The following is a 12,962-nucleotide window of genomic DNA, read 5'->3' on the forward strand; positions in this document are numbered from 1 at the left end:
CCAGGCGTGCCCGGCGACGGCACCGTCGGAATCGGTCGAGCCGCTGCCGTCCACCGCCACCGACAGACCCGCCACCTGCGCGGTGAAGGACGCCGCCGGCGGCTGGTTCACCGCGGGCTCCGGCTCCGGCTCGGGCTCGGGCGCCGGCTCCGGCTCGGCACCCGGCGTGGTGACGGCCAGGTCGTCGAAGCGGACAGTGACCGGGCTCGACGAGCTGCCGGAGAGGTAGGCGGCCAGGCCGACAGCACCGGGGGCCTGCAGCGCCGCAGTGGTGTCGGTGCGGACCAGCATGGGTGTGGTCGGCTCGGTGGACCCGGCCGGCCACACGGACAGCTGCAGCTCGGTCGTCCCCGTACCGGTTACGCGGAGATGGACCTTCAGGGGTGCGCCGTCGGTGTACGTGACCCCGGCGAGGGTCGCGGAGCTCAGGGTGGTCTCCACCCCGTCCACCTGCCGGACGAGCGACACCCCGACGTCGCCACCGGGCAGCACGCGGATACGCGCGTTGTACACCGCGGTGCCGACACGGCGACCGGTCACGAAGGCGTAGGCCCCGGTGCCGTTGGCCGGCGTCCGCGAGAACGCCACCGTGGTGCGGACCTCCACGTCGCCGGCAGCGACCTCACCCAGGTAGGAACCGGCGTTGTTGCCCGGCCCCACGCTGAGCACCGCCGCCCCGCCGCTCACCGCCTGCCGGGTGGCCCCCACCGCAACCTTCCACGGGCCGCCGAGGTCCGCCGTCCCGAGCCCACCGGTGACCGATCGCTCGAAACCGTCACGGGCCACCGGCTGCGCCGCCCCGGGTGCGGTCACCGCGACCGCGCGCGTCACCGATGCCGTCGCGCCGTCGTCGTCGGTCACCGTGAGCGTCACCTGGTAGGTGCCGGGCTCGGCATAGGTGTGCTCGGCCGTGGCCCCCGAGCCGTCCGGTGTCGAGTCACCCCACACCCAGGTGTAGGAGGCGACGCGGCCGTCGGCGTCGGCCGAGGCGCCCGCGTCCACCGACGCCACCAGGCCCGAGGACGACGCGGAGAACGACGCGGTCGGCGGCTGGTTGGCCGGAGCCACGACGGCGACCTCGCGCACCGTGCTCGCCGTCGCCCCGGAGGCGTCGGTCACGGTGAGCCGGACGGTGAAGGTGCCCGTCCGGCCGTAGGTGTGCGTCGCGGTGGCACCGGTGCCGGTGGTCCCGTCACCGAAGTCCCACACGTACCGGCTGATGGATCCCCCGTCCGGGTCCACGGAGAGCCGACCGTCGAAGGAGGCGGTCAGGCCCTGGGTTTCGAACGCGAACGATGCCGCAGGAGCGGGGTTCGGCCCCGTACCGGTCGTGCCGATGGCGTGGTGGCGCGCCACCTGCTCGGCGCTGAGCACGGTCGGGTACACGGCCACCTCGTCGATGAGACCGTTGAAGTAGGGCGCCCCGGACCACGTGCGGTCCCCGCCGATGCGCCAGTAACCGGTGATCTCCTGGGCCATCACCACGTCGGACCGGCTCGCCGCCAGGCGGCCGTCGACGTACAGGTGCATGCCGGTCGAGCCGACCGACGCCACGACGTGGTGCCACTGCCCGTTGTTGTACGTCGCCGGCGTGCTGAGCTGGGCGCCGAAGCCGGGGAACACCGCGAAGTGCAGCTTGCCCGACGGGTCGAGCCACAGCTGGCGGTCGTGGTTGCTGCTCAACCCGGTGCGCTGGTCACCGAAGCCGAGGATCTTCCCGCCTGCCGTGCTGCGGGTCTCGAACCAGGCTTCGACGGTGAAGGTGTGCAGCCCGCGGCTCGGGGTCTGGGTCGAGAAGTAGCCACCCACCCCGTCGAACCACGTGGACGCGTCCGCATCACCTCGCAGGGCACCGGCCCAGCCGCGGCGGAGTCCACCGCTGCCGACCATGTCGCTGACACCGGACAGGTCGGAGGCGGCCGTCCCCGTGCGCTCGCCGAGCGACCAGTGACCGGTCGCACCGTCGGCATGCACTGCCTGGGCGTACGTCCGCGCCGGTGCCGGGCCGGGCGAGGTACCCGTCGCGGTGCCGATGACGGACTCGTTGCCGAAGGGGTCGCTCACCGTGACCCGGTAGGTGTGCGGACCTGCTACCGCCGTGCGATCGGTCCAGGCGACAGGGGCCGCCTGCCACCACAGCGACGACCGGCTGAACGCGATCACCGGCTGGGCACCGTTGTCCCGGTAGACCCGGTAGGTGAGCACCCGGTTGTCCTGGTCCGTGCTGCCCTGCCAGCTGACGCGGAGCCCGCCACTGGTCGCGGCCACCGTGACTCCGGGGGTCACGGCCGGGCCCACTGCGTTCTGCGCCGCAGCGGGCCTCGAGAAGCGGACGAGCCCTTGCTGCGCCTGACCGTTGACCCGCGGGAACTCACCGCCGTAGACAACGTACTGCTCGTTGCCCGTGACGCTCCATCCCGCCTGGTACTGGCCGGTGACGGCCCCCTGGGAGAAGGCCGGGAACCAGTTGAGCAGCGCCGGCGCCGGCTGCCCGGCGAAGTTGGCGTTGGCCTGCGTCGCCGTGCCGACCCGGCCGTTGGGGGCACCGCTCAGGGCGGTCGCGAACTTCCACACCTGCGGGCTCTGCTCCGGGAAGCCGCCGATGTTGATGCACGAGTGGGCGTGCGACGCGAGGTACACGGCGCCACCCGTCGCGAAGCTGCTGTAGGTGTCCCCCCGGCAGTCGCCGATCCACCTCACCTGCCCACCGTCGGCCGTCGCGGCGAAGGAGCCCTCGAGGTTGCCGGGACCGTAGTAGTCGTAGCCGGTGCCGTACACCGTGGTCCCGTCCGTGGACAGGCTCCAGATGGCGGAGTTCACGCCCTGGTTCGTGACGATCTGGTTGATCGCGAACGGCCGGTTGGCGGCACTGACCGGGTCGAGTGCCGCGACCCCGGTGGCCTTGGCCCCGTTCATCGAGTGGAAGCGGCCACCGGCCACCACCTGGGCGCCCTGCCCGGTCAGGACCAGCGAGGTGACGTCGACCGAGGTCTGCGCGTTGCGCGCGGCGTCGCGCGTACCCGCGATCGGCTTGCCGGCCGCGTCGAAGAGGGGCAGCCAGTTGCCGGTCGTGGGCCCGGCCCCCGGTGCCGGCGCCCAGGGCAGCAGGCCGCCGTCGGACGCGCGCACCGCCGCCAGGCGGGTACGGCTCACGCCGCCGACCGCGCTCAGGCTGCCACCCAGGTAGACGGTCGTGTCGGTGGCGGCCAGCGCGCGGACCGTGCCGTTCACGCTGGGCCGGAACGTGCCGACCAGCCCGCCCGTGCGGGTGTCGTACGCGGCGATCCGGTTGCGGGGCTGCCCGTCGGCGACGGTGAAGTCACCGCCGACGTACAGCCGGGTGCCGTCCGGGGACGCCGCCACCGCCCGGGCCTGGGCGTTGAGGCTCGGCGCGAACGAGGTGATGAGCTCACCGGTCCGGATGTCGTAGGCGAGCAGGTTGTTGCGCACGGTCTCGCCGGTGCCGGCCGGCGCGCCGGCGGGACGGGCGCGCGTGAAGGAGCCGGCGACGTACACCGTGGTGCCGACGACGACCTGCGACCACGCCACGCCGTCGATCTGCACCGTGGGCAGCGCGTCGGCCGACACCGTCACGGGGTCCGTGGCCGTCACGGTCGCCGGGGCCGAGTCCGCCCGAGCAGCTCCTGGCGCGGCCAGCGCCCAGCTACCGGCTGCAACCACCATGGCCAGCATCGCCGCCACGGCGCGCGTGCGCACGCCCGTTCCCGCAGATCCCACGAGAGCCCCCCGCTCCAGTTCCAGTACGCACCCGTCCGCTTAGGCCGAGCGCTGGATACTCTGCGTGATCGCAGGAGGCGGAACAAGGGGCGCGTCGCCACCTGATCAGGTGGTTGGACGGGCGGCTTCACCCGTGACGGTGACAGACCGTCACAGCGGGTGATGGGGCACCTGCACCTCGGCGACCAGGCGAGCCCCTCGACCAGAAGGCGCGGGCGGCGATCGGCTGCCCCGACCGGTAGCCACCCCGGTCCCGGACGCACGACGACCCGCCACCGCGGTGCGGTGGCGGGTCGTCGGGGCGGGGACCCGGCGGGGGTCAGGCCGCCGAGCCGGTGAACAGCAGGAGTGGCGCGCCGGCCTGGTAGCCGACCTCGACGGTGACCAGCTCCCGGACGTCTGTCGGCACGCTGAAGACGTAGACGCCCTCCCCCGACCCGCCGGGCTCGACCATCCCGGTGAACGGTCGCCGCGACGGGTCGTCCAGCGGGGACGCCGGCGTGCGGTCGTCGCCGTAGGCCAGGTTGACCGCCACACCGTCGAGCGACACCGCCTCGGGCGTGCCGTTCTCGATGCGGACCGTCACCCGTAGCGCCGGCCCGGCGATGTTGCCCGGGCCGACCCCCGTGCCCTCGATCGCCTCCACGGAGGCGACGGTGGCGACGACCCCGTTGCCGACGGCGGCCGGCGCATCGAGCGCGACCTCCGGGAGCGACGGCGGCGGTTCGTCGACGTCCTCGGTCGGCCCGGTGGGGGTGGGCGTGGGCGGGAGAGGGGCGATCGTCTCGTCCGCTGCGGCAGACGTCTGCGCAGCCGCCGGCTCGTCCGCGGCGGCCGCACCGCCCCCGCCCCCGCCGCGGGTCAGCAGGATCGCCACGAGAGCCGCCAATGCCACCAGCAGCGCCGCTCCCGCGACGACCTGCCACGGGCGTGACCTCGCCGGCGCAGGCGCTGTGCGCTCCCGGACCTCCACGGTGCCTCCTTCTCCGGGCCCCGTCCGGGGTCCTCCGATGCGGTCGCTCCCGCCGTTCACTGCTGGGCCCCCCGGAACCGGACGACGTCCGAGCCGGAAGCGATCGACCGTGGCACGTCCGCCCCCGACTCCGCTGCCGGCCGCGGGAAGGGCAGCGGCGCGGGACCGCTCTCCAGGGCCGGGAACCTGCGGCCGGAGGGCCGCCGGCTCGGCACCTCCCGCCGGGCCAGCCGGTGGGCGAGCTGCTCGTAGCCGGTGGCGACCACGTCCCAGTCGTAGCCGCGGGCGAGCTCGCGGGCCCGCGCCCCGGCCCGCCGGACCGCGACCGGACCGGCCTCAGCGGCGTCGACGAGCGCGGCGACGTCCGCCGGGCTGGAGAAGAACCGGCCGGAGTCCTCGACCACCTCGCGGTTGAAGTCCACGTCGTAGGCGAGGACCGCGGTACCGGCGCCGATGGCGCGCAGCAACGAGGGGTTCGTGCCGCCCACCGAGTGACCGTGCAGGTAGGTGTAGGCGTGGGCGTAGAGCTGGTCGAGCTGCTCCTGGTCCCAGACTCCCCCGAGGAAGCGCACCCGCTCGTCGGCCAGCCGGTGCACGCGGGCGGTGTACCCGTCCGAGTACGGGGCCGAGCCGACGACCACCAGCGGCTTGCGCGCCCCGCTGCGCCGGTAGCCGTCGACGATGACGTCGACGTGGTTCTCCGGCTCGAAGCGGGCGACGGCCAGGTGGTAACCGCCCGGGGTGAGGCCGAGCTCGGCGAGCTTTCCGGTGCCCGGCTCGATGATCGGGGCGCCGTAGGTGAGCAGGGTGGTGGGCACCCCGAACTCCGAGCGGTAGTAGTCGGCGATGCCCTGGGCGTCGGCGATGAGGGCGTCGGACCAGCGGACGGCGAGCGCCTCGGCCAGCCGGTAGTAGCGCTGCCCGACCGGCCCCCACTTGGCCCGCTTCCACTCCAGCCCGTCCACGTGCGTGGCGACCGGGACGCGGGCCGCGCGCAGCGCCGGGAGCAGCGGGGCGTTGGCCGCGTTGAAGACGAAGGCGGCGTCGGTGCGGTGCGCGACGAGGTGCGCCACGGAGAGGGCGGAGTGGCTCAGCGTCTCCAGCGCCCGCTTCCGGGCGGCGGGCAGGTGGACCAGCTCCATGCCGAGGTGCTCGGCCGGGCGCTCGGTCTGCCCGGGGGTGGTCCGGCAGTACACGACCACGCGGTGCCCCCGGTCCGCGAGCCGGCGGCCGACCTCCTCGACGGCGGTCTCGAACCCGCCGTACCGGGCGGGTACCCCGCGCGTGCCGACCATGGCGATCCGCATGGTCCCTCCGTCCGTCTCCGGGTGCGCGGGCCGGCCACCTGCCGGTGCCGCCGCGATGTCCTCACCAGGAGCTTCGCCGAGCGGGTGGCCGTGGTGGACGGTTCCGGGGGGAGGCGTGACCCCTGCGGGTGACGCGCGCGAGGGGGAGGTCAGTAGGCGCCGGAGCGGGAGAGCACGGCACGCCCGGTCTTCCAGAGGATCACCGCGTCGAGCGCCAGCGACCAGTTCTCCACGTAGCGGAGGTCCAGGCGCACCGACTCCTCCCAGGAGAGGTCGCTGCGACCGGAGATCTGCCACAGGCCGGTGAGGCCGGGCTTCACCAGCAGCCGCCGGCTCACCGAGGAGTCGTAGCGCGCCACCTCCGCGGGCAACGGCGGGCGCGGGCCCACCAGCGACATGCCGCCACCGAGGACGTTGAGCAGCTGGGGCAGCTCGTCGAGCGAGAGCCGGCGGAGCAGCCGCCCGACCGGCGTGACCCGCGGGTCGGCCCGGATCTTGAACAGCGGGCCGTCGGAGATGTTGTCCGCGCGCAGCTGCTCGAGCTGCCGGTCGGCGTCGACGACCATGCTGCGGAACTTCAGCATGGTGAAGGTGCGCCCGCCCAGGCCCACCCGCTCCTGGCGGTAGAGCACCGGCCCGGGGCTGGTGCACCGCACGGCGACGGCGATGGCGAGCAGCAGCGGCGCGAGGACGAGCAGCGCCAGCGCCGCCACCGCGCGGTCCATGCCGCCCTTGACGACGCGCCGCCACCCCTCGAAGCAGGGCTCCTCGACGGCCAGCAGCGGCAGCCCCTCGAAGGGCCGGATGTGCAGCCGCGGGCCGGCCACCTCGATCAGCCCCGGCGCCACGAGCAGCTCGATGCCGGTGCCCTCGAGCTGCCAGGACAGCCGGCGGAGGTACTGGGCAGCGGTCTCGCTGGCGGAGGTGACGGCGATCGTGTCGGCGTCGTAGGTCTCGGCGAGGAGCAGCACGTCGTCGAGGCCGCCGACCGGCACGCCGGCCCGCTCGGCGACCCGCACCCGGTCGTCGGGCGTGACGGCGGCGGCGACCACCTCCAGGCCCCCGAAGCGTTCCCGCTGCAGCCGGGTGGCCAGCTCCAGCACCGCCCCGCCGCGGCCCACGACCACGACCTTCTTCGTGCACCGCCCCTGCGCCCGCAGCCCGCGCAGGCGGGTGCGTGCGGCGTAGCGGCCCAGCAGGGTGGCCACGGTGAGCGCCGGCAGGGCGACGACGACCAGCGCGCGGCTCAGCTCGAGGTCGGCGGCGTAGGACAGGAAGCTGGTGATGCCCAGGAGGAGCAGGCCGGCGCGGCCGACGCGGCGGTACTCGTCGCTCCCGGTGCCGTACACCCGCTCGGAGTAGGCGCCGGTGCACCCGAGCAGGACCGGCCAGGCCACCACCAGGGCGAGCGCGGCCCAGGAGAGGGCGGTGCCGGGGCCGGCCGGCTCGGTGCGGGCCGCCAGCACGGTGGTGCCCGCGGCGGCGGCCGTCGCGGTCTCCACCACGACCAGCGTCCGGGTGTAGGTCCGCACCCAGGTGGGCGCGCCGCGCCGGGCGAGCAGCCGGGCTCGCGGGGCGGCCGCGGCGGATCCGCCGGCGGCTCCCGGCAGCGTCAGCCCACCGGCCCTCGCCTGGTCGCGGTCCAGCAGCATCCGTCCCCCCAGACATCACTCACCGTAGCCGGCTCAGCACACCGCGAGCGCGGGTGCCGGAGGCCGGGCAGCGGCCCACCGGGGCGCGACGGTGTCGATTCCCCGGCAACACTCACAGCGGGCCGGCCGGACCGTCAACACGGAGCGTCACGCTGTCACCCGATAGGGCCGCGGGCGAGACCCGTCAGGTGCGGGGGTGCACCTGGTTCTGCGCGGCTTCCAGACCCGCGGTGAGCAGCAGCTCGGTGGCGTCCGCGGCCTCTACGAGGAGGAGGTCGAGCTCCTTGCGCTCGGTCGCCGAGAAGTCCCTGAGCACGAAGTCGGCCGGGTCCTGCCGGCCGGGCGGGCGGCCGATGCCCACGCGGACGCGCAGGTACTCCTTGGTCCCGGTCGAGCGGGTGATCGAGCGCAGGCCGTTGTGGCCGCCCTCCCCGCCGCCGCGCTTGAGCCGCACGACCCCGAAGTCGATGTCCAGCTCGTCGTGGACGACGACGAGCTGCTCGGCCGGCAGCTTGTGGTAGTCGAGCAGCCCGCGCACCGGCCCGCCGGACTCGTTCATGTAGGTGGTCGGCTGGGCCAGCACCACCCGCCGTCCCGCCAGCCGCCCCTCGCCGGAGACCGCCCGGGCCCGGGCACCCTTGCCGGGGGCCAGCCGGATCCCGGCCCGGCGCGCCAGCTCCTCGAGGACCATCGCGCCCACGTTGTGCCGGTTCCCGGCGTAGGCCGGGCCGGGGTTGCCCAGCCCGACGACCAGGAAGGGACCCTCGGGCGGCGGGGACGCCGCAGGGGCGCCGGCGGTGCCGGCGCCCCTGCGGTCGGTGCTCTCGCTCAGCGGGAGCCTCAGTCGTTCTTGCTGTTCTCGGCGGCGTCCATCGACTCGCCGCTGCCCTGGTCGAGCGGCTCGGGCACGACGTCGCCCTCGCCGGCGCCCTCGGCGGCCTCCGCGGACTCCTCGCGCTCGATGCCGACCTCGGCCTCGGCCTCGGCGAGCTCGGCCTCGAGGGCCTCGGCGGTCGGGGCGGCCATCACGTTGACGACGAGCGCCTCGGCGTCGGTGAGCAGGGTGGCGCCCCGCGGGAGGGTCAGCTCGTTCGCGTGCACGCCCTGGCCGGCCTCGCGGCCGGTGACGTCGACCTCGACGGCCTCCGGGATCGCGGTGGCGGGCACCTCGACCGAGACCGTGTTGAGCTCGATGCTCACCAGCGTCTCGGGGGCGGCGTCGCCGGTGACGTGCACCGGGACGTCGACGGTGACCTTCTCGCCGCGGCGGACGACCAGCAGGTCGACGTGCTCGTGCACGCGGGTCAGCGGGTCGCGCTGCACGGCCTTGGTGAGGGCGAGCTGCTCCTTGCCCTCCAGGACGACGGTCAGCAGCACGTTGCTGCCGCCGTTGCGCAGCGCCGCGGCGAACTCGCGGGCCGGCAGGGACAGGTGGACGACGTCCTGGCCGTGCCCGTACAGGACGGCGGGGACGCGGCCGGCGCGCCGGGTGCGGCGGGCGCTGCCCTTGCCGAACTCGGTACGGGTCTCGGCCTCGAGACGGAAGTCAGCCACGGTGGTGTGCTCCTCGGGAGTGGATCGGTCTGCGGGCCGGCGACCGGGCGCGGCACACCCCACGGGGCACACGCACGTCGATCACGGAGTACGGGTGGACCGTCTCCCTCGCCGGGCAACGCCGAACAGGCTACCCCAGCCCGGTCAGCGGCCGAGCACCGCGTCGAGGACCTGCCGGGCGCACTCGTCGACCGACCGCCCGCTGGTCTCCACGGTCACCTCGGCGTCGACCGGCGCCTCGTAGGGGTCGCTGATCCCGGTGAAGGCGGGGATCTCCCCCCGCCGGGCGCGGGCGTACAGGCCCTTGCGGTCGCGCGCCTCGCACTCGGCCAGCGACGTCGCCACGTGCACCAGCACGAAGCTGCCGGGCCCGGCCTGCCGCTCGACCTCCCGGCGCACGTGCGCGCGCACGTCGGCGTAGGGGGCGATCGGGGCGCACACCGCCGTCCCCCCGTGCTTGGCGATCTGCGCGGCGACCCAGCCGATCCGCAGCACGTTGGTGTCGCGGTCGGCGCGGGAGAAGCCCAGCCCGGCCGACAGGTGGTGGCGGACCTCGTCGCCGTCCAGCAGTGTGACGGTGCGCCCCTCCTCGACCAGGAGCTCCACCAGGCGGGCGGCGATCGTCGACTTCCCGGCGCCCGAGAGCCCGGTGCAGAAGACGACCCGCCCGCCGGTCGCGAGCGGACCACCGCCGAGGTCCCCGCCGAGCAGTTCCGCGCCGTAGGCGGCCGCGAGGTCGGCGGCCGGCACCTCGGGGGCCTCCGGCGTCACCGGTACGGGCAGGACGGCGACCTCCCGCCCGGTGGCCCGCACCGCGCCCCACGCCGCGGCGCGCCGGGCCAGCGCGGCGGAGTCCGGCGGCAGCCCGGCCGCGGGCAGCAGGGCGAGCACCCGCGAGGGCAGGCCGGAGACGTCGGCCGGCGGCGCACCGAACCAGGCGGCCGGGAACTCCCAGCCGCGCTCGCGCAGATCGGCGGCGACCTCGGCCGGCGCCTCCCAGCGCGGGACCTCCGCAATGGTCAGGTCCTCGCCGTCCGAGGTGGCCACGAGCACGCCCTGGGCGTCCTCGTACTCCTCGGCCGGGGGCAGTTCCGGCGCGGCGTCGGCCAGGCCGAAGTGGTAACGGGCGACGGCGGCGACCTGCGCGTCACCGAGTCGGGATCTGGCCGGCACGCCGGTCATCCTCGCAGCAGGCGCCCGGCCGCGCGGGCCGGGACGTCAGCTGGCGCCGTCGAAGAGGCTGGTGACCGAGCCGTCCTCGAAGACCTCCTTGATCGCCCGCGCGAGCAGCGGGGCGATCGAGAGGACGGTGAGCTTGTCGAACTGGCGGGCCGGCTCGATCGGCAGCGTGTTGGTCACGATGACCTCGCTGATCTTGCTGTTGGACAGCCGCTCGACGGCCGGCCCGGACAGCACGCCGTGCGTGGCGGTGACGATGACGTCCGCGGCGCCGGCGTCGAACAGCGTCTCGGCGGCCTTCACGATCGTGCCGCCGGTGTCGATCATGTCGTCGACCAGAATGCAGACCCGGCCCTCGACCTCGCCGACGACGCGGTTGGCGACGACCTCGTTGGCCACCAGCGGGTCGCGGGTCTTGTGGATGAAGGCCAGCGGGGTGCCGCCCAACTTGTCGCTCCACCGCTCGGACACCCGGACGCGGCCGGAGTCGGGCGAGACGACGGTGATGTCGCGGTCGCCCCAGCGCTCGCAGACGTGGTTGACCAGCAGGTCGAGGGCGAAGAGGTGGTCCACCGGCCCGTCGAAGAAGCCCTGGATCTGCGCGGTGTGCAGGTCGACGGTCATCAGCCGGTCGGCGCCCGCGGTCTTGAACATGTCGGCGACCAGGCGGGCCGAGATGGGCTCGCGGCCGCGGTGCTTCTTGTCCTGCCGGGCGTAGGGGAAGAAGGGCGCGACGACGGTGATCCGCTTGGCCGAGGCGCGCTTGAGCGCGTCGACCATGATCAGCTGCTCCATGAGCCAGGTGTTGATCGGTGCGGTGTGGCTCTGCACCACGAAGGCGTCGCACCCGCGCACCGACTCCTCGAACCGCACGAACAGCTCGCCGTTGGCGAACTCGTAGGCGGCGGTGGGGGTCGGCGTCACGCCCAGGTGCCCCGCGATCTCGTCGGCCAGCGCGGGGTAGGCCCGGCCGGAGAAGAGCATCATGCTCTTGTTCGTCGTCTGCCGGATCGCACTCATCGGCTCGGTGTCCCTAGCTGTCGTGGGCCGCACGGGAGGGCGCGGACGGGCCCGCCCCGGGTGCCTGGGTCCGGCCCTCGGCCGCTGCCGCGGCCTCCGCAGCGGGCGTTCCGGACCGTCGGCGACGGACCCAGCCTGCCACATTCCGCTGGGGTGCCCGCGCGACGGCCATGGCCCCGGGGGGCACGTCGGAGGTGATCACCGATCCCGCGGCGGTGTACGCACCGTCCCCGACGGTGACCGGCGCCACGAACATGTTGTCGGCGCCGGTGCGCGCGTGCTCGCCGATCGTGGTGCGGTGCTTGGCCACGCCGTCGTAGTTGACGAACACCGTGGCCGCCCCGATGTTGGTGCCGCGACCGATCGTCGCGTCGCCCACGTAGGACAGGTGCGGGATCTTCGCCCCCTCCCCGACCTGCGCGTTCTTCGTCTCCACGAAGGTGCCGACCTTCGCCCCGGCGGCCAGGTCGGTGCCCGGCCGCAGGTAGGCGTAGGGCCCGACGGAGACCCGCGCACCGATCCGCGCCCCCACCGCGTGCGCCCGCACCACGGTGGCCCCCTCCCCCACCACGGTGTCCTCGAGCGTGGTGTCGGGGCCCACGTGGGCAGCGTCACCCACCGAGGTCGCCCCGCGGAGGTGGGTGCCGGGCTCCAGGACGGCGTCCCGCCCCACCGACGCGGTGACGTCGACCCAGGTGGTCGCCGGGTCGACGACCGTGACGCCGCTGCGCATCAGCGCGTCGAGCACGCGGTCGTTGAGGGTGCGGCGGCGGGCGGCGAGCTCCACGCGGTCGTTGCAGCCCAGCACGTCGTCGGGGTCGTCGGCTCGGACGGCGGCCGTCGGCGCCCCGCCCTCCACGAGCGGCGCCAGCGCGTCGGTGAGGTACTGCTCGCCCTGCGCGTTCGACGTCCCGAGGCCGGCCAGGACCCGGCGCAGGGTCGCGGCGTGGGCGACGTAGACGCCGGCGTTCACCTCGCGGAGGGCGCGCTGCTCGTCGGTGGCGTCCCGCTCCTCCACGATCGCCCGCGGCGCGCCGCGGTCGTCGCGGACGATGCGACCCAGGCCGGTGGGGTCCTCGACCTCGGCGGTGAGGACGGTGAAGACGCTGCCCGCGGCGTCGTGCGCGGCCACGAGCCCGGTGAGCGTCCGGCTGGTCAGCAACGGCGAGTCGCCGTTGACCACGAGGACGGAGCCCTCGAGGTCGGGCACGGCGGCCAGGGCCACCCCGGCCGCGTGCCCCGAGCCGAGCTGCTCCTCCTGCACCACCGCGAGGGCGTCGGGGGCGATCTCCGCGAGGTGGGAGGCCACCTGCTCCCGGCCGGACCCGACGACGACGACCGTCCGGCCCGCCCCCAGCGGCGCCGCCGCCGCGAGGACGTGCCCGAGCATGCTCCGGCCCCCCAGCGGGTGCAGCACCTTGGGCGTGGACGAGCGCATCCGCGTGCCCTGCCCGGCGGCCAGGACCACGACGGCGGCCACCGTCGGCGCGGCGGGGGCGTTGACCGGCTGCACGTGGGTCACGGAACTCCTCGGGAGGC

The 12,962-nt window shown here is 74.8% G+C and carries 9 protein-coding genes; all 9 read right to left on the bottom strand.

Annotation, left to right across the window (positions count from 1 at the left end):
- The coding region (locus tag E9549_RS24260; RefSeq protein ID WP_236827732.1) for a PKD domain-containing protein at positions 1-3,717 on the bottom strand (3,717 nt) is incomplete at its 3' end.
- A 340-nt stretch (positions 3,718-4,057) separates the two neighbouring features.
- The gene (locus E9549_RS16770; protein WP_236827733.1) at positions 4,058-4,711 is read right to left on the bottom strand and encodes a hypothetical protein; all 654 of its coding nucleotides are present in this window, start codon (positions 4,709-4,711) and stop codon (positions 4,058-4,060) included.
- A gap of 56 nt (positions 4,712-4,767) precedes the next feature.
- Positions 4,768-6,018, bottom strand: a complete 1,251-nt coding sequence (locus E9549_RS16775) for a DUF1972 domain-containing protein (RefSeq protein ID WP_236827734.1) — start codon at positions 6,016-6,018, stop codon at positions 4,768-4,770.
- A gap of 149 nt (positions 6,019-6,167) precedes the next feature.
- Positions 6,168-7,670: a sugar transferase gene (locus tag E9549_RS16780; RefSeq protein ID WP_236827735.1), complete on the bottom strand. Its 1,503-nt coding sequence runs from the start codon at positions 7,668-7,670 to the stop codon at positions 6,168-6,170.
- A gap of 184 nt (positions 7,671-7,854) precedes the next feature.
- Complete coding sequence (pth, locus tag E9549_RS16785) at positions 7,855-8,424, bottom strand: aminoacyl-tRNA hydrolase (protein ID WP_236827752.1); 570 nt, start codon at positions 8,422-8,424, stop codon at positions 7,855-7,857.
- Positions 8,425-8,510: 86 nt separating this feature from the next.
- Positions 8,511-9,224: a 50S ribosomal protein L25/general stress protein Ctc gene (locus tag E9549_RS16790; protein WP_236827736.1), complete on the bottom strand. Its 714-nt coding sequence runs from the start codon at positions 9,222-9,224 to the stop codon at positions 8,511-8,513.
- Positions 9,225-9,368: 144 nt separating this feature from the next.
- Positions 9,369-10,397: an adenylyl-sulfate kinase gene (gene cysC / locus E9549_RS16795; protein WP_236827737.1), complete on the bottom strand. Its 1,029-nt coding sequence runs from the start codon at positions 10,395-10,397 to the stop codon at positions 9,369-9,371.
- Positions 10,398-10,442: 45 nt separating this feature from the next.
- A complete protein-coding gene (locus E9549_RS16800; protein ID WP_236827738.1) occupies positions 10,443-11,423 on the bottom strand; it encodes a ribose-phosphate diphosphokinase in 981 nt (326 codons plus the stop codon).
- 13 nt (positions 11,424-11,436) lie between these two features.
- Entirely contained in the window at positions 11,437-12,945 is a 1,509-nt protein-coding gene (glmU, locus tag E9549_RS16805; protein ID WP_236827739.1) for a bifunctional UDP-N-acetylglucosamine diphosphorylase/glucosamine-1-phosphate N-acetyltransferase GlmU, read from the bottom strand.
- Positions 12,946-12,962: the final 17 nt, after the last annotated feature.

Origin of the sequence: Blastococcus sp. MG754426 (genome assembly GCF_021699055.1) — a bacterium.
GTDB lineage: Bacteria > Actinomycetota > Actinomycetes > Mycobacteriales > Geodermatophilaceae > Blastococcus.

Coding starts and splice junctions, on each gene's coding strand:
- E9549_RS16775 (WP_236827734.1), bottom strand. CDS start 6,018: ATGCGGATCGCCATGGTCGGCACGCGCGGGGTACCCGCCCGGTACGGC.
- E9549_RS16780 (WP_236827735.1), bottom strand. CDS start 7,670: ATGCTGCTGGACCGCGACCAGGCGAGGGCCGGTGGGCTGACGCTGCCG.
- E9549_RS16800 (WP_236827738.1), bottom strand. CDS start 11,423: ATGAGTGCGATCCGGCAGACGACGAACAAGAGCATGATGCTCTTCTCC.